The organism is Virgisporangium aurantiacum (assembly GCF_016863635.1).
GTDB lineage: Bacteria > Actinomycetota > Actinomycetes > Mycobacteriales > Micromonosporaceae > Virgisporangium > Virgisporangium aurantiacum.
The window spans coordinates 141,785-163,020 of record NZ_BOPG01000006.1; the positions used below are offsets into that span (position 1 = coordinate 141,785).

At 70.7% G+C, this 21,236-nt stretch carries 21 protein-coding genes; 9 read left to right on the forward strand and 12 right to left on the reverse strand.

Annotation, left to right across the window (positions count from 1 at the left end):
• Nucleotides 1-38 precede the first annotated feature (38 nt).
• The gene (locus Vau01_RS04625) at nt 39-578 is read left to right on the forward strand and encodes a GNAT family N-acetyltransferase (protein ID WP_239151300.1); all 540 of its coding nucleotides are present in this window, start codon (nt 39-41) and stop codon (nt 576-578) included.
• On the opposite strand, the gene Vau01_RS04630 is transcribed toward Vau01_RS04625, so the two are convergent.
• The 7 genes from Vau01_RS04630 to Vau01_RS04660 form a co-directional block, all read right to left on the reverse strand.
• A complete protein-coding gene (locus Vau01_RS04630; RefSeq protein ID WP_203987539.1) occupies nt 575-1,639 on the reverse strand; it encodes an ABC transporter permease in 1,065 nt (354 codons plus the stop codon). The genes Vau01_RS04625 and Vau01_RS04630 overlap by 4 nt on opposite strands.
• Nucleotides 1,639-2,541, reverse strand: a complete 903-nt coding sequence (locus Vau01_RS04635; RefSeq protein ID WP_203987541.1) for an ABC transporter ATP-binding protein — start codon at nt 2,539-2,541, stop codon at nt 1,639-1,641. Before Vau01_RS04635 ends, Vau01_RS04630 begins: the two co-directional genes overlap by 1 nt.
• Before the next feature lie 87 nt (nt 2,542-2,628).
• Nucleotides 2,629-3,099 (reverse strand): hypothetical protein, encoded by a 471-nt coding sequence (locus Vau01_RS04640; protein WP_203987543.1) that lies wholly within the window; start codon nt 3,097-3,099, stop codon nt 2,629-2,631.
• A 90-nt stretch (nt 3,100-3,189) separates the two neighbouring features.
• The gene (locus tag Vau01_RS04645) at nt 3,190-4,140 is read right to left on the reverse strand and encodes an Os1348 family NHLP clan protein (protein WP_203987545.1); all 951 of its coding nucleotides are present in this window, start codon (nt 4,138-4,140) and stop codon (nt 3,190-3,192) included.
• 266 nt (nt 4,141-4,406) lie between these two features.
• The gene (locus Vau01_RS04650; protein ID WP_203987547.1) at nt 4,407-7,787 is read right to left on the reverse strand and encodes a cyclic nucleotide-binding protein; all 3,381 of its coding nucleotides are present in this window, start codon (nt 7,785-7,787) and stop codon (nt 4,407-4,409) included.
• Nucleotides 7,788-8,081: 294 nt separating this feature from the next.
• Entirely contained in the window at nt 8,082-8,933 is an 852-nt protein-coding gene (locus Vau01_RS04655) for a lysophospholipid acyltransferase family protein (RefSeq protein WP_203987549.1), read from the reverse strand.
• Between the two features lies 1 nt (nt 8,934).
• Nucleotides 8,935-9,681, reverse strand: coding sequence for a GNAT family N-acetyltransferase (locus Vau01_RS04660; protein WP_203987552.1), 747 nt, complete (start codon nt 9,679-9,681; stop codon nt 8,935-8,937).
• 83 nt (nt 9,682-9,764) lie between these two features.
• On the opposite strand from Vau01_RS04660, the gene Vau01_RS04665 reads away from it, so the two are divergent.
• From Vau01_RS04665 to Vau01_RS04685, 5 genes are all read left to right on the forward strand, one after another.
• Nucleotides 9,765-10,163, forward strand: a complete 399-nt coding sequence (locus Vau01_RS04665; RefSeq protein WP_203987555.1) for a DUF3052 domain-containing protein — start codon at nt 9,765-9,767, stop codon at nt 10,161-10,163.
• Nucleotides 10,164-10,209: 46 nt separating this feature from the next.
• Nucleotides 10,210-11,121 carry an ABC transporter ATP-binding protein gene (locus Vau01_RS04670; RefSeq protein WP_203987558.1) on the forward strand — a complete coding sequence of 304 codons (912 nt, stop codon included), beginning with the start codon at nt 10,210-10,212 and terminating at the stop codon, nt 11,119-11,121.
• Nucleotides 11,118-11,975 (forward strand): DUF2705 family protein, encoded by an 858-nt coding sequence (locus Vau01_RS04675; protein WP_203987560.1) that lies wholly within the window; start codon nt 11,118-11,120, stop codon nt 11,973-11,975. The genes Vau01_RS04670 and Vau01_RS04675 overlap by 4 nt, the downstream gene beginning before the upstream one ends.
• A gap of 139 nt (nt 11,976-12,114) precedes the next feature.
• A complete protein-coding gene (locus tag Vau01_RS04680) occupies nt 12,115-15,855 on the forward strand; it encodes a multifunctional oxoglutarate decarboxylase/oxoglutarate dehydrogenase thiamine pyrophosphate-binding subunit/dihydrolipoyllysine-residue succinyltransferase subunit (protein ID WP_203987562.1) in 3,741 nt (1,246 codons plus the stop codon).
• Nucleotides 15,856-15,914: 59 nt separating this feature from the next.
• Nucleotides 15,915-16,094 (forward strand): DUF6104 family protein, encoded by a 180-nt coding sequence (locus tag Vau01_RS04685; RefSeq protein WP_203987564.1) that lies wholly within the window; start codon nt 15,915-15,917, stop codon nt 16,092-16,094.
• Between the two features lie 4 nt (nt 16,095-16,098).
• Here the strand turns inward: Vau01_RS04685 and Vau01_RS04690 are convergent, their stop codons facing one another.
• Nucleotides 16,099-16,272 carry a hypothetical protein gene (locus tag Vau01_RS04690; protein ID WP_203987566.1) on the reverse strand — a complete coding sequence of 58 codons (174 nt, stop codon included), beginning with the start codon at nt 16,270-16,272 and terminating at the stop codon, nt 16,099-16,101.
• A 57-nt stretch (nt 16,273-16,329) separates the two neighbouring features.
• Here Vau01_RS04690 and Vau01_RS04695 point away from each other — a divergent pair, with 57 nt between their 5' ends.
• Nucleotides 16,330-17,247, forward strand: a complete 918-nt coding sequence (locus tag Vau01_RS04695; protein ID WP_239151301.1) for an alpha/beta hydrolase family protein — start codon at nt 16,330-16,332, stop codon at nt 17,245-17,247.
• Here the strand turns inward: Vau01_RS04695 and Vau01_RS04700 are convergent.
• The 3 genes from Vau01_RS04700 to Vau01_RS04710 form a co-directional block, all read right to left on the reverse strand.
• Entirely contained in the window at nt 17,244-18,197 is a 954-nt protein-coding gene (locus Vau01_RS04700; protein WP_203987568.1) for a zinc-binding dehydrogenase, read from the reverse strand. The genes Vau01_RS04695 and Vau01_RS04700 overlap by 4 nt on opposite strands.
• Complete coding sequence (locus Vau01_RS04705) at nt 18,197-19,342, reverse strand: NAD(P)-dependent malic enzyme (RefSeq protein ID WP_203987782.1); 1,146 nt, start codon at nt 19,340-19,342, stop codon at nt 18,197-18,199. The genes Vau01_RS04700 and Vau01_RS04705 overlap by 1 nt, the downstream gene beginning before the upstream one ends.
• 172 nt (nt 19,343-19,514) lie before the next feature.
• Nucleotides 19,515-19,841 carry a S24/S26 family peptidase gene (locus Vau01_RS04710; RefSeq protein ID WP_203987570.1) on the reverse strand — a complete coding sequence of 109 codons (327 nt, stop codon included), beginning with the start codon at nt 19,839-19,841 and terminating at the stop codon, nt 19,515-19,517.
• Between the two features lie 88 nt (nt 19,842-19,929).
• Here Vau01_RS04710 and sodN point away from each other — a divergent pair, with 88 nt between their 5' ends.
• The gene (gene sodN / locus Vau01_RS04715) at nt 19,930-20,346 is read left to right on the forward strand and encodes a superoxide dismutase, Ni (RefSeq protein ID WP_203987573.1); all 417 of its coding nucleotides are present in this window, start codon (nt 19,930-19,932) and stop codon (nt 20,344-20,346) included.
• Nucleotides 20,347-20,435: 89 nt separating this feature from the next.
• Nucleotides 20,436-20,840: an ATP-binding protein gene (locus Vau01_RS04720; protein ID WP_373320171.1), complete on the forward strand. Its 405-nt coding sequence runs from the start codon at nt 20,436-20,438 to the stop codon at nt 20,838-20,840.
• Here the strand turns inward: Vau01_RS04720 and Vau01_RS04725 are convergent.
• Nucleotides 20,833-21,207, reverse strand: a complete 375-nt coding sequence (locus Vau01_RS04725) for a hypothetical protein (protein WP_203987579.1) — start codon at nt 21,205-21,207, stop codon at nt 20,833-20,835. The two genes, Vau01_RS04720 and Vau01_RS04725, sit on opposite strands and share 8 nt — an antisense overlap.
• Between the last annotated feature and the right edge of the window lie 29 nt (nt 21,208-21,236).

A 21,236-nucleotide genomic window follows, 5' to 3' on the forward strand; every position in this document is an offset into this window, starting at 1 on the left:
CGGACCCCCTGGCACGCTGTGGGCCAGGGGGTCCTCTCGTGTTCACTCACAAACCGACGCTCACCGGCGAACGCGTGATCCTGCGCCCGGTAACGGTCGACGACGTGCCCGGCCTGGCCGCGATGCTGGCCGACCCGGAGGGCGGCCGGCTCACCGGCACACATGCCACGTTCACCGACGATCAACTGCGCGCCTGGTACGCCACCCGCGGCGAGCAGTGCGACCGGCTCGACCTGGCCGTGATCGACCGCGGGACCGGCTCCTACGCCGGCGAGGTGGTTCTGAACGACCTCGACGAGACCAACCTCGCGTGCGGCTTCCGCATCAGCCTCGGCCCGGCCGCCCGCGGGCGCGGCCTGGGCACCGAGGCCACCCGGCTGGTCGTCGGGTACGCGATCGAGGAGGTCGGCCTGCACCGCGTGGAACTGGAGGTGTACGCCTTCAATCCACGGGCGCAGGCCGTCTACGAGAGGGTCGGTTTCGTCCGCGAGGGTGTCCGTCGCGACGCCCTACGCTGGGACGGCGAGTGGATCGACGCGATCACGATGTCGATCCTCTCCACCGAGTGGCCCCGTTAGATGCTGTCCCACTTGAACAGCTTCGCGGAGATCGCCGTCAGCACCACCGCGAAGCCCAGCAGGATGCCGATCTCCGGCAGCACCGCCTCGGGGGTGCGCCCGCGCACCATCACGTCGAGCATCGCGCTGTTCAGGTGCTTGAGCGGGAAGACCTCCGAGACCGCGCGCAGCCAGGCCGGCGCGCTGTCGAGCGGGAAGAACGACCCGGAGAGGAACGCCATCGGCAGCACGATGATGTTGACGATCGCGCTCGCGGCCTCCTGCGTTCTCGCCCACGAGCCGGCCAGCAGGCCGATCGACAGGAACGCCAGCGTGCCGGCCATGATCAGGGGTATGGCCATCCACCAGTAGGCGGTGAGCTGCAGCCCGAAGTAGGGCAGCGACGCGACGCCGATGAAGATGGCCGCCTGCGCGAACGCGATCAGCAGGCTGATGCCCACCCGGGCGGCCACCACCGCACCCGGGCTCACCGGCGCCAGCCGCAGACGGCGGAGCAGCTTCTTCTCCCGCCAGGTCACCAGCGTCAACGCGGCGCCGAACGTCGCACCGGTCGCGATCGCCCAGCCGAGCAGGCCCGGCGTGATGAACTGGATGGTCTTCAGCGACTCGTCCTCGACCTGTTGGGTATCGAGGGAGAACTTCGGCGGCACCCCGCTCTGCGCCTGGTTGGCGCCCTCGACCAGCGAGTTGAAGATCGACCGGACGGTGCCGGCCCGCACCTGGTCGGCCGCGGAGAAGTGCAGGACGACCTGGTCGCCCTGCTGCTCGACCGAGGCCGCCACGTCGCCGTCCTTGACGGCCTTCAGGGCCGAGGCGGCGTCGTCGCGGCGCTCGACCTTCATCACCTTGTCGAGTTCGGCCCGCGCGTCGGCGGGCAGCGAGTCGAGCACCGGCACGGCACCGACCTGCAGCACGTCGACCTTGGAGACCCCGCTGTCCTTGAAGAGCCCGCCGAACAGCAGCAGGAACATCAGCGGGAAGAAGATCGTGAAGAACAGGGCCGCCCGGTCCCGGACGAACCCGAGCAGCATCGCCCGCGAAAGGCTCCGTAAACCCAGCATCAGGCCCGGTACTCCCGTCCGGTCAGGTTCAGGAAGACGTCCTCGAGCGTCGCGGCCTTCACGGACAGTCCGTGCAGCGCGTCGCGGTCGGCCAGGGCGGCGAGCACCGGCCCGGGTTCGGTGGTCGCGAACGTCAGCGAGACGCCGTCGTCCTCGACGGTCGCGGACGGCTGGATCGCCTGCGCGTCGGCCATCGGCAGCGCGCCGCTCTCGACCGAGATGCGGGTCGGCGCCTCCAGGCCGCGCACCAGCGTGGCCGGCGGACCCAGTTCGAGCACCTGGCCCCGGTCCATGATCGCGACCCGGTCGCAGAGCGCCTCGGCCTCGTCCATGTAATGGGTGGTGAGCACCACCGTGCGTCCGGCGTCGTTGATCTTCCGCAGCAGGTCCCAGAGGTTCCGCCGGGCCTGCGGGTCCAGGGCGGCCGTCGGCTCGTCCAGGAAGACCAGTTCGGGATCGTGCACCAGCGCGCAGGCGATCGACAGCCGCTGCATCTGGCCGCCGCTGAGCTTCTCGGTGCGGCTGTCGGCCTTGTCGGTGAGCCCGACTGTGTCGAGCATCTCATCGGCCCGGCCGGCCGCGACGCCGTACAGCGACGCGAACATGCGGATCTGCTCACGCGCGGTGAGCCGCTCGAAGAAGGACGACGCCTGCAACTGGACGCCCATGCGGGTCAACAGCCCCTTGTTGCGCGGCCACGGCGACGTGCCGAACACGCTCACGGTGCCGCTGTCGGGCTCGCGCAGGCCCTCGATGATCTCCAGGGTGGTGGTCTTTCCGGCGCCGTTCGGGCCGAGAATTCCGAAGAACTCCCCCGCCTGCACCTCGAACGTCACGCCGTCGACGGCCCTGGTGTCGCCGTACCGCTTGTGGATGTCATTTACTTCAATCGTCCCCGCCACGGGAAGCACCCTAGCGGTCCAACATCAACCGGCGCGCCCGACGAAAGTATCCGTCGGACGCGCCGGGTTTGTCCCGCCTCGCGGCGTCTATAGGGCCAGGTACGAATCGTCGGCCGAAACGGTCTCGTACGCCCCGTCGTGGTTGTGATCGGACGAAAGGTCACTCCACCAGCCCTGTTCACCGGGGCTGGAGCCGATCAGGTCATATGTGGCATCAAAGTTCATATCGGAAAGGCTGCCGAGATCGAGACCGGAGAGGTCGAATTCGAGGCCGTCCAGCAGTCCGCCGGGCTCCTCGGTCGCGCTCTGGTCGTCGTACTCGCCGAATCCGGATTCCCCGAACTCGGTCGCGTCCCCGGGCTCGTCGACGGGCGCGAAGGTCGCGCCGTCGACGTCACCGGGATCGTGGGACGGGCCCCACTCGGCGTCCTCGTGGGTAAAGGTGTTCGCGTTATGGTCAGCGCCGGTGGGTTCATCGGCCCAGAGCGAGTCGGGCGCGCTGTGGGTGCCGTCGTCGCCGGCCCCCTCAAGGCCCTCGTAGTACTCGTATTCGCTCATCGCCGCTGCTCCCCAGCCGTCGTTGGTGATGTGCTCAACGGTAGGTAACAGCGGTCAGCGGGTGCTCCCCAAAGTGTGCCGCGCTCGCGGCTACTGCGCCTGGGGGTCGCGCATCTCCGAGCGCTGGGCCTCGTACGCCGGCGGCTGCTGACGGGCGTCCAGCCAGCCGTCACCGTCGTTGTCGACCCACCGGGTGTCGAGCGTCCCGTCGCCGTCCTCGTCGGTGGTCGCCTCGTCGATCAGGCCGTCCCGGTCGAGGTCGTGGCCGACGAACTCCACGTTGCCGTCGCCGTCGCGGTCGACGTTGAGGTCGACCCCGCCGTCGTCGCGGTCGGTCACCGTGAAGTTGTCCCACCGGCCGTCGCCGTTGGCGTCGACCCGGGTGGTGTACTCCTGCGCGGCCGCGCTGCTGTAGATGGTTCCGCGCGGCGACTCCTCGACCCCGCCGTCGCTCATGAAGTCGCCGGCCTGGCTCACCGCCGCGCCGAGCCCTTCACCGCCGCCGTGCCGGGGCCGGTACTCGGTGCCGTCCGTCTCGTTGCCGAAACTCGCCTGTGACGAGCCGTCGTCGCCGAAGCTGGCACCGGACCGGACCTCGTCGCCGCCGCCCTGGCCGGGGCTGGCCGACCCGAAGCTCGCGCCCGACCTGCCCTCGTCCACTCCGAAACTCGCACCGGACCGGGCCTCGTCGGCACCGAAACTCGCGCCCGATCGCCCCGGACCGGTGGGCTGGTCGGTCGGGTGATCGGTGAGGAAGGAGCCGCCACCCTGCCCGCCGCCCTGCCCGCCGGGGGCCGGGTCGGCGAGCCCGCCCAGCCCGCCCATCGGCGAGAGCAGCCCGAACAGGCTTGCCTTGCTGGTGCGCGTCTCGACATGGCGCTGGCTGTCGCCGGCGCCGGTGTCGACCTGCGACCGCAGCAGGTCCAGCTCGTCGGGCGACAGCCGGTAACCGGCGAGCGCCCGGGCCGGGTCGGTGGCCAACTCGTCACGGAACGCCGGGTCGGAGACCAGGCGTTCCAGGGCGGCGTCGAAATCCGTCATGAGCCAAAGGTCCCTCGGTCAGTCAAGTTCGGGCATGGGGACGGGCTGCGGCCGGGGCCGGCACGTCCCACACTGCACGGCGTCCTCCACGACGAGCCCCTCGGCGCGACCGCGGGCCTGGCTACGGTGCACCTCGAGGAGGTACGGGCCGAACTTCGCGTGGTCTTCGCACAGCCCGCGCGCGCAGAACCGGCACGAACCGCGCGCAGCCTTGGCGCAGAACCAGCACAACATCCGACTCGGTCTCCTCTATGTCCGGGTGGTGTCTATCCGATGATCGGGCAGCCGACGTACGAGACCGTGCCGGCTCCGGCGGAAGAAGTATTGCCGGCCCCGTCGGTCGCGACAATGGTCACGTTGATCCGGTCACTGCGCCCTCCGCTGAACGGGCCGATGGTGCCGGAGTAGCTCCCGCCCTTGCCGCTCATCGTCACCTGACCGCTCCGGCCGCTGATCGCGAACGTGTAGCGGGCGACCACCGACCTCACCCCGGAGGCCGAGTCGCTCACGTTCGCGAACACGCCGGCGGTCGAGGTGTTCTCGAAGCACTGCGGGTCGTAGATCATGCCGCCCGTTTCGGCTCCGCTGATCACCGGCGGGGTGGTGTCCCTCGGCGGCGGCGGCGATGTCGTCGGGGGCGTCGTCGGTGGGGTGGTGGGCGGCGTGGTGGGCGCCGTCGTCGGTGGGTTCTGGGGTGGGTTCTGGGGCGGGTTCGGGCGCCGCGTCGTCGGGCCGCGAGTGGGGTCGCGGGTCGGGTCGGGCGCGGCCTCGGTGGTCGAGCTCGACGGCGCCGGGGTCAGCGACGGCACCGGTGACGACGACGAGGGCGGCGGTTCCGCGGTCGGTTCCGCCGTGCCGGAGACCGGCAGGGCCACCCCGTCACCGCAGTCGAGCGTGGTGTCGGTGGTCGGCAGCAGGTCGTCGGAGAGGCGCACCGCACCGGTCGACGCCACGGTCGCCTGGGGTTCGGTGATCCAGCGGGCGTCGCCGGTGTTGGCCACGGGGCCGGCCGACGTGCCGAGCGCCAGCGCGAGCGGCGCGAACGCGCCGGACGAGGCGCCGGTGTCGACCAGGATCCGGCCGCGGTCGAGCCGCAGCGCGGCGGTCGGCTTGATCGGGCCGGAACCGGTGCTGGCCAGCTCGCCGACCCCGGCCGCCGACCCGGCGCACAGCACGGTGCGCGAGCCGCCCCGGAACGTCAGCCAGGCGCCGGAGCGCTGGGCCACGGTGACCGAGTCGCCGGCGCCCACGTAGACCTCGTCGCCCGCGCCGAGTTTGATCTCCTTGCCGTCGACGACGGCGACGGTGGTGCCGCGCAGGCCGGTGAGCATCGCCTGGTCGGTGGGCATCTCGGCCCAGGCCGGGCCGGGCCAGATGTTGCTGGTGGTGACGCCGAGCGCGAACACCAGCAACAGGAGCAGCAGCCACCACAACTTCCGCTCGAACCGGCGGTCGGCGTCCTCGTCGACCGGCGGCGGCGCGCCCGGTGGGGAGGCGAGCGGCGGGTAGGCGGCGGGTGGGTGGGCGCCGAACGTGGGCGCCGTGGCTCCGGCCGTCGACAGGGGACCGACGGCGCCCAGGAGCAGGGTGGTGCCGCTGACGGCGGGCAGGGTCCAGGTGCGCACCGGCGTCCGGGCGGTGGCCTGTGCGGCCGGCTGCCCCTCGCCGCGCGGGCCGATCAGGTCGCCGCGGCCCAGGGCGGTGCCGTCGCCGAGGGTGACAACACCGGCCGCGACCACGACCGCGTCGGTCGGGTCGGCGGTGGTCACGGGTGCGCCGGGCGCCCACGTCGACGGCTTCGAGCGGGCGGTCATCGCGAGCCGGTCGCTCTCGGTGAGCGCGGCCAGCGCCGGCGACTCGATGACCAGCGCCTCCAGCTCTTCCCGCTCGGCCGGTGGCGGCCCGAGCACCGGGCCCATCGCGGCGGCGATCGCGGGCGCCGGCACGGCGAGCAGCGTGGTGCCGGCGGTGATCCAGGTGAGGGCCGCCGGTGCGCCGGTGACCGCGCCGGCCAGGCCGACCAGGCCACCCGGGCCGACCCGCTCGCGGACCAGCCCGGACGGGTCGTTCGGACGCCGGCCCTCGACCGCGCCGTCGACCACGACGAACACGTCGGGCTGGGCGGCGCCGGCGAACACCAGGTGCTGACCGGTGCGCGGGTGCACCCAGCGGGCCTGCTCCGCGAGCGCGGCGAGCACCGGCGCGGGCAACCGGCCCAGGGCCGATTCCCGCAGCGCGGCCAGCCGGCGCGGCTCGTCGGCGGCCCGGCTCCGCTCGTGCATGGCACCACGTAGCCGACGGACCCGTCGTACCAGCCAGCCGCCGAACGCGTAACAAACCGGTGAGAGCAACCCCGCGACCACCGCGAGCAACAAAATGCGCGCCGGCCACCCCGACCGCCACAGCCCCGTGGTCAGGCCGGCCACGCGATCGACGTATATGCGATACGCGAGGTTCGCGGCGATCACCAGCCACACCACGGCGAGCATCCCGTACAACGCGATCAGCCGGCCCTCGCGGTCGAGGTGGGCGAACCGCGGCGGCCGGCGGCGCACCCGCGCGATCACCCAGGCCAGGCCGCGGGCCCGCAGGTTCGGGACCTCCAGCCAGTCCATGAGGAGGTAGTAGCCGTCGAGGGCGAGGAACGGGTTGAGGTTGAACAACGCGTTGAGGTACCACGCGAAGCAGAGCTTGAACGCCCACGGCGCGGCCGGCGGGTAGACCGTCGCCACGATCATGGCGAAGCCGGCGAGCACGAGCCCGGCGGCCGGTCCGGCGGCGGTGGTGGTGATGCGGGCCTTCCGGCCGGCCATCCAGACGTCGGTGGTGTCGACGAACACGCTGGGGATGCCGAAGTAGACCAGGAAGCCGGCGACCGGCACCTTCCGGCCCGCGTGCTTGGTGGCCAGCGCGTGGCCGAGCTCGTGACAGGCGAGCGCCACCACGTTGAGGCCGAGCAGCACCAGCGCGCCGACGATGTACGAGTCCTCGGTGAGGAACACCGACTGCGCACCGCGCGCCCAGGTCCAGCAGAAGAGGCCGATCCCGGCCAGGCTGACGGCGGCGGCGAGGATCGCGCCGACGCGGGTGAACAGCAACCGGCCGCCGCCCTTGTACAGCGCGCCGACGAACGGGTCGACGCTCGCCAGCACCATCCGGCGGCCCTGCGCGAACGCCACCAGGCCGCGGCCGAGGCGCACCGGCCACGGCTTGCGGTGGGTGTGCTGGATCGGGCGGAACGCGTCGACCGGCAGCTCTTCGAGCATGCGGTTGGCGGCGAGGTCGGCGATGACGCGGGTGACCTGGTCGGGCGCGAGCTTGCCGGCGAGCCTCGCGAACTCGGCGACGAGGCGGGCCACGGTGCGGCTGCCGTCGCAGAGCAGGGCGAGCTTCCACTCCTCCGGCGTGAGCCGCAGGTACCGGGCCTCCCCGCGGTCGGGCGAGCGGAGCATCACGTACGGCACGCCGCGCGCGCTCACCAGCTGCGCGTCCTCGATGTTCTTCCGCAGGACCGGCCGGGCCTTCGCCGGGTTCAGCCGCTCGACGACGGCATGCCACAACCCAGGGTCGGCAGGACCGCTGGGAACACCGGGAGCACGCCCGGCCAGCGCCTCCCAGACGCTGACCCGCGTTTCGACAACAGTCATTGGCCCCACCTCGCCGTGGCAGGGTAAGTGCGGATCGACGCCGGTAACAGGGTGCAGCGGGAAAATGACAGATGACTATCCGAACGGGCAAGGTCGTCGATCCGACCGGTCGATGGGTGACCCCCGTGAAGGCGCCGGGGCCGCCCCCCGATCGGCTCGACCCCGGCGACCATCCACCCGCCCCCGGGTACCCCCCACCCGTCCCCCGATGAAGAACGGTGGGCGAACCGGCTCCACCCTCGATTTGGAGCCGGCCCGCCCACCGTCACTGGGGAGGAGAAAAGAACGTCACCGCTAGCTTTGACGCAGTGCGGCGACAGAGGGTTGCAACGGTCGCGAAGTTCCCGTCATGTGGACTCTTGTCGTCGGTTCGACCTGGAGCACGGACTGCGTCATCCCGGCGAGGCCGCGGCGGGTGGCGCCGAGGCCGGGGTGGATCGGCGGGTGCGCCCGCAGCGTCACCGCCAGCCCGCGCGCCGTGATCACCCGGCGCAGCGAGGTCAGCAGGGACTCGTCGCCGATGAACGCGGCCACCGTGGTCGGTGACCCGTCGGCGAGCGCGAACGTGAGGCGCACCGGCGCCACGACGGCGCCCGCCTCGACCGCCGCCTGGAACAGCGCGGGCCGCAGCGGGCCGCCGGCCCGGCCGCACCAGGTGGTGCCCTCCGGGAACGCCACCACCGAGCCGCCGTCGCGCAGCGCGTCGGCCACGCCGGCGACGGTCGCCGGCAGCGTCCGTGGCCGCTCCCGGTCGATGAACACCGTGCCCATCGCGACGGCCAACCGACCGATCACCGGCCAGTCGCGCACCTCGGTCTTGGCCAGCGCCCGGCCCGGCAGGTGCGCCGCGAACACCACCACGTCGAGCCACGAGACGTGGTTGGCCACCACGAGGGCCCGGCGGTCGGTGATCCGACCGACCACCCGGTGGCGCACGCCGAGCGCGGCGAGCAGCGCCCGGGCCACCCGCCTTGACGCGCCCGGCACCCGGGCGGAGGGCAGCAGCGGCAGCACCACCGCGGCGAAGAGCACCACCGCGGCCGCCGCGATCACGCGGGCGGCCACCGTCGTGGGCCGGGCGATCGGTTCGGCGCCGGGCCGCGGCAGGCACGCGGTGGTACAGGTGGACGCCGGACGCCAGAGCATGTCAGACGCCCAGGAAGTGACGCATGTAGCGCGGGTCGACGCGGTCGAGCCCCAGCAGGACGAGGAAGTCGGCGACGCCGAAGTCCGGGTCGTGCGCCGGCGGTCCGCACACCCACGCGCCGATCCGCAGGTACCCGCGGAGCAGCGGCGGCATCGTCACCTTCCGGTCGGTGAGCTCGGGCGTGGTGGTCGGCCACGGGTTGCGCGGGGTCACCCGCCAGGCCGGCGGGGCCATGTGCCGGCGCCGGGTCAGCTCCCACACGCCGGCCGCGGTGGCGCCGCCGTCGTCGAGCGGGACGCTGGCGCAGCCGACCAGCCACCGGTGGTCGTGCAGGTGCATGTACCGGGCGATGCCCTGCCAGATGAGGTTGATGACCGCGCCGTTGCGGTGGTCCGGGTGGACGCACGAGCGGCCGGTCTCGACCAGGCCGGGCCGCAGTTGGGCCAGGCCGCGCAGGTCGAACTCGCCGTCGGAGTAGAGGGTGGACCGCCGGCCCGGCGGCAGCATGCGGTAGGTGCCGACGACCTCGTCCTCCTCGGTCAGGATGACGAGGTGGTCGCAGTCGGCGTCGAAGGGGTCGATGTCGAGCCCGGGTTCCGGGCTGTGCAGCACCGCTCCCAGCTCACCGGCGAAGACCCGGTGGCGCAGCGCCTGGGCGTCCCGCACCCGGGCACCTTCCGAGGCGACGTGCACCGTGTACCGGCGGGTGGTGCCGGCCGGTGCGTCGGTAGCCGCGAGAATGGTCATGAGACCTGTGTAAATGCCTCCAGTGACGCCCAGTTGGCGCGTCCATGAAGCGTTGCCGGCGCGGGCATGAGAACGTGTCGCACATGGCCGGATACAGCGCCACGCCGCTCGTGCGGAAGCTCGGCATCGCGCCCGACCAGCGGGTGCTCGTCGACGGCTCCGCCGACTTCGAGCTCGACTGGCCGCCCGGGGTCACGGTGCATCGGCGGGTACGCCGCGACGCCCCGTACGACGTGGTGCTGTGTTTCTGTCCGGACCGTGAACGGTTGGCGAACCGCTGGCCGGTGCTGCATCCGCTCACCACGCCGGCCGGCGCGCTCTGGATCATGTGGCCGAAGCGCTCGTCCGGCATCGCCACCGACCTGTCCGAGAACACCGTCCGTGACCACGCGTTGGCCCACGGCCGGGTAGATGTGAAGGTTTGCGCGGTCGACGATGTCTGGTCCGCGCTGAAACACGTGATCCGGGTGGTTGACCGGTAGGTTCTGGTGCGTTCATCCACCACGAAGAATATGAGGAGACCGATCGATGTCCGATGGACAGATCGTCGTCTCCGGCCTGACCAAGCAGTACAGACGGGTCAGAGCCGTGGACAACCTGTCGTTCGAGGTGCAACCCGGCCGCGTCACCGGGTTCCTCGGTCCCAACGGTGCGGGCAAGACCACGACGCTGCGCATGTTGCTCAACCTCGTGAAGCCGACCGCCGGCACCGCCACCATCGGCGGGCACCGCTACGCCGACCTGCACGACCCCATCCGCACCGTCGGCGCGGTGCTGGAGGCGTCGAGCGCGCACAAGGGCCGCACGGGGCGCAACCACCTGCGGGTGGTCGCGGCGTCGGCCGGCCTGCCCGCCAGCCGGGTCGACGACGTGCTCGAACTGGTCGGGCTCACCCCGGCCGCGAAGCGCAAGTTCAAGGGGTACTCGCTCGGCATGAGGCAGCGGCTGGGCATCGCCGCCGCCCTGCTCGGCGACCCGCAGGTGCTGATCCTCGACGAGCCGGCCAACGGTCTCGACCCCGAGGGCATCCGCTGGATGCGTGACCTGCTCAAGGGTCTGGCCGCCGGCGGGCGCACGGTGCTGGTCTCCAGCCACCTGCTCTCGGAGATGCAGATCCTCGCCGACGACATCGTGATCATCGCGGCCGGCCAGTTGGTGCGGCAGGGGTCGGTGAGCACGGTGATGGACTCGATGTCGACCGTCGCCCGGGTGCGGGTGCGCACGCCCGACACCGAGAAGCTCACCGAGGCGCTCGCCGGTGGCGAGGCCACCGTCGAGCCCGGCCCCGACGGGGTGATCTTCATCAGCGGGGTCGACGCGCCGGCCGTCGGCGCGGCGGCTCTCGGTGCCGGCGTGTTGCTGCACGAACTCGTCACCGAGCGGCCCGACCTCGAGGGCGTCTTCCTCGAACTCACCCAGGGAAAGGCGGCCATCCGATGATGAAGCTGATCCGGGGCGAGCTGCTCAAGATCCGTACCACCAACACCTGGTGGCTGTTCGGCATCGGCGTGATCGGCATGACCGCGCTGGCCCTGCTCGTCAACTGTTTCCAGGCCGACTACTACCTCAACCAGGAAGCGCCGGACACGTCCGGCCTGGACGCCGACGACGCGGCCAGCCAGCAGCAGCAGTTCGCCGCGCAGAGCCAGGTGATCGCGCAGGCCGCGAACATCTTCACGTCGGGCCAGTTCTTCGGCGGCCTGTTCGTGCTGATGCTCGCGATGCTGGTGGTGACGAACGAGTTCTACCACCAGACGGCGACGGCGACGTTCCTGACCACGCCGCACCGGTCGGCGGTGATGGGCGCCAAGCTCGTCACCGGCATGGTGTTCGCGGCGACGTTCTGGCTGATCACCACGATCATCAGCCTGCCGACGGGGCTGCTGTTCTTCCAGGCGCAGGACATCTCCAACGGTCTCGGCGAGTGGGAGGTGCAGCGGGCGATCATCTTCAACCTGCTGGTGTTCATGCTCTGGGGGATCGTTGGCGTCGGGCTGGGCGCGCTGATCCGTAGCCAGATCGGCGCGGTGGTCACCGGCGTGCTGGTGTACACCGTCGGCACCTTCGCGAGCCAGATCGTCTTCTTCCTGATCCACGAGTACCTGATCAAGGAGGACTGGGTGCTCACCGCCCAGGTGATCGTGCCCGCGACGGCCGCGACGGTGTTCGTCTCGGCCACCGAGGCGTTCCCGGAGGCACCCGAGTACTGGGTGGGCGGTCTCGTGATGCTCGCGTACGGCGTGATCAGCGGCGTGGTCGGCACGCTCATCCTGCGCAGCCGCGACATCTCGTAACGACCGATCTTGGACTCCGGCAGCGGCTGATTTGTCGCCGAGGGAGGCGACGGTGGCATGTACCGGAGTCCAAGATCCACAAGAGCGCGTAGCCTGGACCGCGGATCTAACCGTCACCGTGGAAGAGGCGATACCTCCCGTGTCGACCCAGGCGACCAGCCCGCAAGACAACCCACTCGCTGGCTTCGGCCCCAACGAGTGGATCGTTGAAGACATGTACCAGCGCTACCTGGCCGACCCGGGCAGCGTCGACCCGGCGTGGCACGAGTTCTTCGCCGACTACAAGCCGACCGACGAAGACACCATCGACGCGGCAGCCGCCGACGGCGCGAAGACCGCCGGCCCGGCCGCTCCACCGGCAGACAAGCCCGCCGCGGCCGCCCCCAAGGCCGCTGCGGCGAAGCCCGAGCCGGCGAAAGCCGAGCCGGCCAAGGCTGAGCCGGCAAAGGCCGCCGCGCCGGCCAAGGCCGCACCCGCCAAGACGCCGGCCAAGACCATCGCGCCGGCGAAGCCGAAAGACGACCAGCCGGCGGCCAGAGAATCGCAGACCGTTCCGCTGCGCGGCGTCGCCGCCCGGATCGTGCAGAACATGGAGACCTCGCTCCAGGTTCCCACGGCCACCAGCGTGCGGGCGGTGCCGGCGAAGCTGCTCGCCGACAACCGCATCGTGATCAACAATCACCTCAGGCGCGGTCGCGGCGGCAAGGTGAGTTTCACCCACCTCATCGGCTACGCGATGGTCAAGGCGCTGGCCACCCACCCCGAGATGAACAACTCGTTCACCGAGGTCGACGGCAAGCCCGCGCTGGTGAAGCCGGGGCACGTCAACCTCGGTATCGCGATCGACCTGGCCAAGCCCGACGGCACCCGCACGCTCGTGGTGCCGAGCATCAAGGGCTGCGAGTCGATGGACTTCCGCCAGTTCTGGAGCGCGTACGAAGACGTCGTCCGGCGGGCCCGCCGCAACGAGCTCACCATGGCCGACTACGCGGGAACGTCGATCTCGCTCACCAACCCGGGGGGTATCGGCACCGTCCACTCCCAACCCCGCCTGATGGCGGGGCAGGGCTGCATTCTCGGCGTCGGTGCGATGGAGTACCCGGCGCCGTTCGCCGGAATGAGCGAAGACCAGCTCGCCGAGCTCGCGGTCAGCAAGATCATCACGCTGACGAGCACCTACGACCACCGCATCATCCAGGGTGCGCAGTCGGGCGAGTTCCTCAAGGTCATCCACGAACTGCTGCTCGGCGAGCACCGGTTCTACACCGAGATCTTCACGTCGCTGCGCATCCCGTACGAGCCGGTGCGCTGGGTCAGCGACGTCGCCCGCACGTCCGAGGGGCAGATCGACAAGGCGGCCCGGGTCATCGAGCTGATCCACGCCTACCGCGTGCGCGGTCACATGATGGCCGACACCGACCCGCTCGAATTCCAGATCCGCCAGCACCCCGACCTCGACGTGCTGGAGCACGGCCTCACGTTGTGGGACCTCGACCGCATGTTCCCGGTGGGCGGCTTCTCCGGCAAGGAGAAGATGAAGCTCCGCTCGGTGCTCGGCGTGCTGCGCGACTCGTACTGCCGCCGGGTCGGCGTCGAGTACATGCACATCATGGACCCGGAGGAGCGGCGCTGGATCGCCAACCGGGTCGAGAAGAAGTACGAGAAGCCGTCGACCGACGAGCAGAAGCACATCCTCGGCCGCCTCAACGCCGCCGAGGCGTTCGAGACGTTCCTGCAGACGAAGTTCGTCGGCCAGCGGCGGTTCTCGCTGGAGGGCGGCGAGTCGCTGATCCCGCTGCTCGACGAGATCCTGCAGAACTCGGCGGAGGCCGACCTCGACGAGGTCGTCATCGGGATGGCCCACCGCGGCCGGCTCAACGTGCTGGCGAACATCGTCGGCAAGCCGTACGAGAAGATCTTCTCCGAGTTCGAGGGTCACCTCGACCTGAAGAGCGCGCACGGCTCCGGCGACGTGAAGTACCACCTGGGCCAGACCGGGAAGTTCACGACGCCCGACGGCGAGCACGCCACCACGGTGAGCGTCACCGCGAACCCGAGCCACCTCGAAGCGGTGAACCCGGTGCTCGAGGGCATCGTGCGGGCCAAGCAGGACCGCATCGACCTCAAGCTCGAGGGCTACACGGTGCTGCCGCTGCTGGTGCACGGCGACGCCGCGTTCGCCGGTCAGGGCGTGGTGGCCGAGACGCTGAACCTGTCGCAGATCCCCGGCTACCGCACCGGCGGCACGGTGCACGTCGTGGTCAACAACCAGGTCGGCTTCACCACCGCGCCGGAGTACTCGCGCTCGTCGCTGTACTCCACCGACGTCGCCCGCATGATCCAGGCGCCGATCTTCCACGTGAACGGCGACGACCCCGAGGCCGTCGTCCGGGTGGCCCGCCTGGCGTTCGAGTACCGCCAGGCGTTCCACAAGGACGTCGTGATCGACCTGGTCTGCTACCGGCGGCGCGGCCACAACGAGGGCGACGACCCCTCGATGACCAACCCGCTGATGTACGCGATCATCGACCAGAAGCGCTCGGTCCGGAAGATCTACACCGAGGAGCTCATCGGCCGCGGCGACATCACGCTGGAAGAGGCCGAGGAGTCGCTCCGCGACTTCAACTCCCAGTTGGAGACGGTGTTCAAGGCGACCCGCGACACGTCGGGCCCGTCGACCCGCCGGTCCCGGCTGCGTGACCCGGAGCCCGAGCCCGAGGTCGACACCCACGTCGACGCCGACGTGCTGCGCCAGATCGGCGAGGCGCACGTCAACCTGCCGGAGGGGTTCACCCCGCACAAACGCGTCCAGCAGTTGCTCGAACGCCGGGCGAAGATGTCGGTCGAGGGCAACATCGACTGGGGCTTCGGCGAGATCCTGGCGTTCGGTTCGCTGGTCCGTCAGGGCGTCACGGTGCGCCTGGCCGGGCAGGACTCGCGGCGCGGCACGTTCGTGCAGCGGCACGCCGCGGTGGTCGACTCGGTCACCGGCAAGGACTACCTGCCGGTGCAGTCGCTCCACGCCACCACCCGGTTCTTCGCCTACGACTCGCTGCTCAGCGAGTTCGCCGCGATGGGCTTCGAGTACGGCTACTCGGTCGAGAACCCCGACGCCCTGGTGCTGTGGGAAGCGCAGTTCGGCGACTTCGTCAACGGCGCGCAGTCGATCGTCGACGAGTTCGTGTCGTCGGGCGAGGTGAAGTGGGGCCAGCGGTCGGCGGTGACGCTGCTGCTGCCGCACTCGCACGAGGGTCAGGGCCCCGACCACACGTCGGGCCGGCTGGAGCGCTACCTCCAGTTGTGCGCCGAAGACAACATGCGGGTCTCGGTGCCGACCACGCCGGCGAACTACTTCCACCTGCTGCGCCGGCAGGCGCTGTCGACGAAGAAGAAGCCGCTGGTGGTGTTCACGCCGAAGTCGCTGCTGCGGCACCGGTTGTGCGTCTCCTCGGTCGCCGACTTCACCGACCACGAGTTCCGGCCGGTGCTCGGCGACCCGGCGGTCGGCGACCCGGCGAAGGTGAAGCGCGTTCTGCTCTGCTCGGGCAAGATCTTCTACGACCTGCTGCAGGCCCGGAACGACCGCAAGACCGACGACGTGGCGATCCTGCGGGTGGAGCAGTTGTACCCGCTGCCCGTCGACGAACTGCGGGCGGCGCTCGGCCAGTACCCGAACGCCGAAGACTTCGCCTGGGTGCAGGAGGAGCCGGCCAACCAGGGTGCCTGGTCGTTCATCGCCCTCAACCTGCTCGAGCACCTGGAGGGCGTGCGGCTGCGCCGCATCTCCCGCCCCGCCGCGGCCGCGCCGGCGGTCGGCTCCACGAAGATGCACGACGTGGAGCAGGCCGCTCTGGTCGAGGCCGCACTGCCGACCCAGTGATCCGTTGACCGTGGACTCCCGTGCGTACGGGAGTCCACGGTCGTCTTCGGGAGAAAAGCGTGTACTTCACCGACCGGGGCATCGAAGAGCTCGCCGCACGGCGGGGTCAGGAATCCGTCACCTTCGACTGGCTCGCCGAGCGGTTGCGCGACTTCGTCGACATCAACCCGGAGTTCGAGACGGCGACGGAGCGCCTGGCCACATGGCTGGCGCGCCTCGACGACGAAGACGACGAGTAACGACCTACATCACCAGGAATGCGACCACCACGACCACGACCACGACCACCAGGACGGCCGCGGCGCCGCCGATGATCAGCACAAGGTTGTTCCGCGCGGGCTCGGCGGGTTCGTTCTGCTGCGCGAATGCCCGGAATGCCTGGGTATTCGCGCTGGGGTCCTGCGACTCGTCTGGCATGAGGCTTCACCTTAGCGGTCCGGCCCGCTCTCGATTTACCGCGCTAGCCTCGGTGCCGTGCGTTCCCGGTTCGTGATCCCGTCCGTATCGCTGGCCCTGACCCTGGCCCTCGCTCTGGTCGCCGGCGGCTGCGGCGTTGCCGGCCGCACGTCGGAGGCCGCGCCGATCGGTAGCGCGTCGGCCGGTGCCGGGTCCGCGGCGCCGCCGTTACCGGCGGGAGAGGCGCCGTCGCGCGCGTTCGACGTCGCGACCCGCACCGACACGTTCACCCGGGACGGCGCCCGGGTGCTGAAGACCACGACCTGGTACCCGCGCACCGCGGGGAAGTACCCGCTGGTGCTGTTCAGCCACGGCCTGCAGGGGCTGCCCGCCGACTTCGCGCCGCTGCTGCGGCAGTGGGCCGCGGCGGGCTTCGTGGTGGTGGCGCCCGCGTACCCGAAGACCAGCCGCGGCGCCGCCAAGTTCGACGTGCTCGACGTCCTGAACCAGCCCGCCGACGCGTCGTTCGTGATCACGCAGACGCTGAGCGGGGCGGTCAAGGACCGGATCGACCCGGCCCGCATCGGCGCGGCCGGGCACTCCGGTGGCGCGGTGACCACGATCGGCCTGTTCACGATCGGCCGCGACGAGCGCCTGCGGTCGGGCGTCGTGTTCGCCGGCACCGCGCTGGGCGTCGGCACGAACTTCATCGGGGCGGCCGTGCCGCTGTTCTTCGTGCACGGCGACGCCGACGCGGTGGTCGACTACGCCTCCGGCAAGCAGGTGTTCGACGCCCTGCCGTGGCCGAAGGCGCTCCTCACGCTGCCCGGCCAGGACCATTCGGCGCCCTACCAACGCGAGTCGAGCGCGGCGTACAAGGCGGTGTCGACGTCGACGCTGGACTTCCTGCGCTACACCCTCTACGGCGACGCGGCGGCGAAGGCCCGCATCGCCACCGACGTCAAGCCGAGCGGCGTCCTCGACAACCGCCTTTAACGGCTGTGGTCGAGGACGATCTTGCCGAAGACCTCGCCCTTGTGGAGCTTCGCGAACGCGTCGCGGATCTCGGAGAAGCCGAACTCGGAGTCGATCACCGGCCGGACGCCCTTCTCCGCGCACAGGGCCAGCAGCGCGCCCAACTCCTCCGAGGTGCCCATGCTCGTGCCGAGGATCTCCAACTGGAGCGCGAACACCCGCCGCAGGTTGACCTCGGGCAGGTGGCCGGCGGTCGCCCCCGACACGACGATGCGACCCCCGAAGCCGGCGCACTTCATCGAGTGCTCGAACGTCGCCGCGCCGACCGTCTCGATCACCACGTCGACCCGTTCGGGCAACCGGGCGCCGGGCTCCAGCGCCGTGGCGCCGAGCGCGGCGATCTTCTCCCGCTTCCCGGCGTCGCGGCTGGTGGCGTAGACGCGCGCGCCGAGCGCCTGCCCCAGCACCACCGCCGCCGTCGCCACGCCGCCACCGGCGCCCTGTACGAGCACCGACCCGTCCTCCGGCAGCCGCCCCTTGGTGGTGAGCATCCGGTACGCGGTGAGCCACGCCGTCGGCAGGCACGCCGCCTCGGTGAAGCTCAGCTGTGGCGGCTTGGGCAGCAGGTTGGCCGCGGGCACGGTGACCCGCTCGGCGAACGTCCCCTGGAAATGCTCCGAGAGGATCGTGAGCGGCGGTGCGCCGGGCGCGCCGAGGACGATCGAGTTGACCACCACGTCGTTGCCGTCGGGGCCGATGCCGGCCGCGTCGCAGCCGAGGATCATCGGCAGCTTGTCGCCCGGCAGGCCGACCCCGCGCAGCGACCACAGATCGTGGTGGTTGAGGGAACTCGCCCGCACCTCCACCGTCACCCAGTCGTCGAGCGACGCATCGGGATCGGGACGCTCACCCACCTCCAGGGCGGCAAGTGGGTCCTCGTCGTTGGCGGTGACGGCGTAGGCGGCGCGCATCAGGCGACGCTACCGCGACAGACCCCTTCCCGCCGTGCGGCGTCGGCCACAGCGTGGGCGACCGCGACCGCGACGCCCGGGTCGAGCGCGCTCGGGACGATCGCGTCGGGCTTCAGGTCGGACGCCACCGCACCGGCGATCGCCTCGGCGGCGGCCAGCTTCATGCCCTCGGTGATGCGGGTGGCACCGGCGTCGAGCGCACCGCGGAACACGCCCGGGAACGCCAGGACGTTGTTGATCTGGTTCGGGAAGTCGCTGCGACCGGTGGCGACCAGGGCCGCGTGCTTGTGCGCGATCGCCGGCAGCACCTCGGGCGTCGGGTTGGCCAGCGCGAAGATCACGCCGCCGGGCTTCATGCCGGCCAGCGCGTCTTCCGGGATGGTGCCGCCGCTGAGGCCGATCAGCACGTCGGCACCCCGCAGCGCCTCGTGGATGCCGCCGCTGACCCGCCGGGCGTTGGTGAGCTCGGCGAGGCCGCGCTTTGCCGGGTTCAGGTCTTCCCGTCCACTGTGGATGGTGCCGCGCGAGTCGAGCACGATCACCTCCGCGGCGTCGACCCCGCCCGCGATGAGCATCTTCGTGACGGCCGTGCCGGACGCGCCGGCGCCGGAGACGACCACCCGCAGGTCGGCCAGCCGACGGTCGAGCAGGGTGGCCGCGTTACGCAGGGCGGCCAGCACCACGATCGCCGTGCCGTGCTGGTCGTCGTGGAACACGGGGATGTCGAGCGCGTCGATCAGCCGGCGCTCGATGTCGAAACAGCGCGGCGCGGAGATGTCCTCCAGGTTGATGCCGCCGAACGACGGCGCCATCGCGATGACCGCCGCCACGATCTCGTCGGGATCCTTGGTGGCCAGGCAGATCGGCACCGCGTCGACGTTGCCGAACTGCTTGAACAGGACGGCCTTGCCCTCCATGACCGGCATCGCGGCGCGCGGCCCGATGTCGCCGAGGCCGAGCACCGCCGTTCCGTCGGTGACCACCGCGACCGTGCTGCCGACCCAGGTGTAGTCGTGCACCAATGACTCGTCGGCCGCGATCGCCTCGCAGACCCGGGCGACGCCGGGCGTGTAGGCCATCGAGAGGTCGTCGCGGGTCGCGAGCGGAACGGTCGAGTGGACGGCGAGCTTGCCGCCCTTGTGCATGGCGAAGATCGGATCGTCGGGGTCGAATGAAGACACGGTGCCCTCCAGGTGCGCGCGAACACACTGCTGCTTTCTGAATGAACATCTCGCGGAGGCGACCGGTGGGTCGAAGCGAAAGGGCGGCAGCGTGGGGTTACCTGCGTCAGCCGACGTAGCGCACCACTTTACCCCGTCACGGCTCGGTCACGCCCGTCCCTTTATGTCTCATTACCGAACGTGGTGACGGCCAATACCGAGCGATGACCCGGCCCACGACGTCGGCGACGCCGTACGCGCGGGAGTCGTCGGAGGTGAGCCCGTTGTCGCTCACCAGCCACCACCCGCCGGCCTCCGCACGCACGACGCGCTTGACCACCAGCAGATCGGGCCGGCTGCGGAAGCGGGCGACAACCACGTCGCCGGGCCGGGCGGAGGTGGTCCTCCGGGCCAGGATCAGGTCGCCGGAACGCAGCGTCGGCACCATCGACGGACCGCTCACCCGCGCCGCAAAGAACCGCATCACACCCCCTCGGGGTTGCCGTGCCGGCGTCCGAACGGCGGAGTAGGGTCAGACCGGAGGATCATCGCAAACCATCCGGGAGGGTTCGATGCGGTTGACGCGTCTCATCTCCAGTGTTCTTTCCCCGCGCACCGTCGTCAGTGCCCACTGCGATCTGCCGTGCGGTGTGTACGACCCGGCGCAGGCCCGCATCGAGGCGGAATCGCTCAAGGCGATCGCCGAGAAGTACGCCGCCAATGACGACCCCGAGTTCCGTACCCGGGCGATCATCATCAAGGAGCAGCGGGCCGAGCTCGTGAAGCACCACCTGTGGGTGCTGTGGACCGACTACTTCAAGCCGCCACACTTCGAGAAGTACCCGAACCTGCACGCTCTGTTCAACGAGGCCACCAAGCTCGCCGGCGCCAGCGGCGCCAAGGGCTCGGTCGATGCGGCCGTCGCCGAGCAGCTCCTGGGCAAGATCGACGAAATCGCCAAGATCTTCTGGGAAACCAAGCAGGCCTGATCGATTCAAGCGGTTGCGGCCCTCACCGCTCGGGTAACGAGTGGGTGGGGGCCGCGACGTCAGTGGGACGCATGGACGGGATTACGGGTGTGACGCAGGTGATTCAAGAGCCTTGGGCAGACGATGTCGTAGTCCTTTCCGTGCCTGCCGCCGGTGCATACCTGGGCGTCCTGCGCACGGCGACCGCGGGTCTCGCCGCCCGCCTCCAGTTCACCCTCGACGAGATCGAAGACCTGCGCATCGCGGTCGACGAGGCCTGCGCGATGCTGCTGCCGATCGCGACACCCGAGGCCGAGCTGTCGTGCCTGTTCACGGTCACCGACGACGCGCTGATGGTCGAAACCAGCGTGCCCACGACGTCCACCGGGCCGCGGCTGCCGGCCGAGTCGTTCTCCTGGCAGGTGCTCAGCGCCCTCGCCGACGAGATCGACGCGGCGATCGCCGACGGGCGCGCGTCGATCAGGATGACCAAGCGCCGCCCCTCCCTCAGCTGAGCGCTTCGCGGGTCTGCGACACCAGCAGCAGGCCGACACACCCCACGGCCAGCACCACCAACACGGCACCCGGCGCCGGCGCGTCGCCGTTGATCAGGCTGAAGCCGATCACCGACAGCAGCAGCTGCAGCACGATGAGCGGCGCACGGGTCCACTTCCGTCGCCGCCACAGTCCCATGCTCAGAAATGTGAGCGCGACCGTCCACATCGCGATGAAGCCGGCGACCCGCCAGATGTCCTCCTCGCCGATCGCCGTGGCGACCAGCAGGATGATGTAGCCCCACAACGCGACCGTTTCGAACAGGACGATCGCGGTGGCGATCAGCAACGTCGTCGGTCGTTTCGCGACCGGAGGCGGGGTCGGCACGGGAGCAACCCTAGTCCGTGGCCGGTCGG

Bases quoted from the DNA above. Each gene is read 5' to 3' on its own strand.
- Vau01_RS04630 (WP_203987539.1), bottom strand. From the start codon at position 1,639: ATGCTGGGTTTACGGAGCCTTTCGCGGGCGATGCTGCTCGGGTTCGTC.
- Vau01_RS04640 (WP_203987543.1), bottom strand. From the start codon at position 3,099: ATGAGCGAATACGAGTACTACGAGGGCCTTGAGGGGGCCGGCGACGAC.
- Vau01_RS04645 (WP_203987545.1), bottom strand. From the start codon at position 4,140: ATGACGGATTTCGACGCCGCCCTGGAACGCCTGGTCTCCGACCCGGCG.
- Vau01_RS04650 (WP_203987547.1), bottom strand. From the start codon at position 7,787: ATGACTGTTGTCGAAACGCGGGTCAGCGTCTGGGAGGCGCTGGCCGGG.
- Vau01_RS04655 (WP_203987549.1), bottom strand. From the start codon at position 8,933: ATGCTCTGGCGTCCGGCGTCCACCTGTACCACCGCGTGCCTGCCGCGG.
- Vau01_RS04660 (WP_203987552.1), bottom strand. From the start codon at position 9,681: ATGACCATTCTCGCGGCTACCGACGCACCGGCCGGCACCACCCGCCGG.
- Vau01_RS04665 (WP_203987555.1), top strand. From the start codon at position 9,765: ATGGCCGGATACAGCGCCACGCCGCTCGTGCGGAAGCTCGGCATCGCG.
- Vau01_RS04670 (WP_203987558.1), top strand. From the start codon at position 10,210: ATGTCCGATGGACAGATCGTCGTCTCCGGCCTGACCAAGCAGTACAGA.
- Vau01_RS04675 (WP_203987560.1), top strand. From the start codon at position 11,118: ATGATGAAGCTGATCCGGGGCGAGCTGCTCAAGATCCGTACCACCAAC.
- Vau01_RS04690 (WP_203987566.1), bottom strand. From the start codon at position 16,272: ATGCCAGACGAGTCGCAGGACCCCAGCGCGAATACCCAGGCATTCCGG.
- Vau01_RS04700 (WP_203987568.1), bottom strand. From the start codon at position 18,197: ATGCGCGCCGCCTACGCCGTCACCGCCAACGACGAGGACCCACTTGCC.
- Vau01_RS04705 (WP_203987782.1), bottom strand. From the start codon at position 19,342: ATGCACAAGGGCGGCAAGCTCGCCGTCCACTCGACCGTTCCGCTCGCG.
- Vau01_RS04710 (WP_203987570.1), bottom strand. From the start codon at position 19,841: ATGCGGTTCTTTGCGGCGCGGGTGAGCGGTCCGTCGATGGTGCCGACG.
- sodN (WP_203987573.1), top strand. From the start codon at position 19,930: ATGCGGTTGACGCGTCTCATCTCCAGTGTTCTTTCCCCGCGCACCGTC.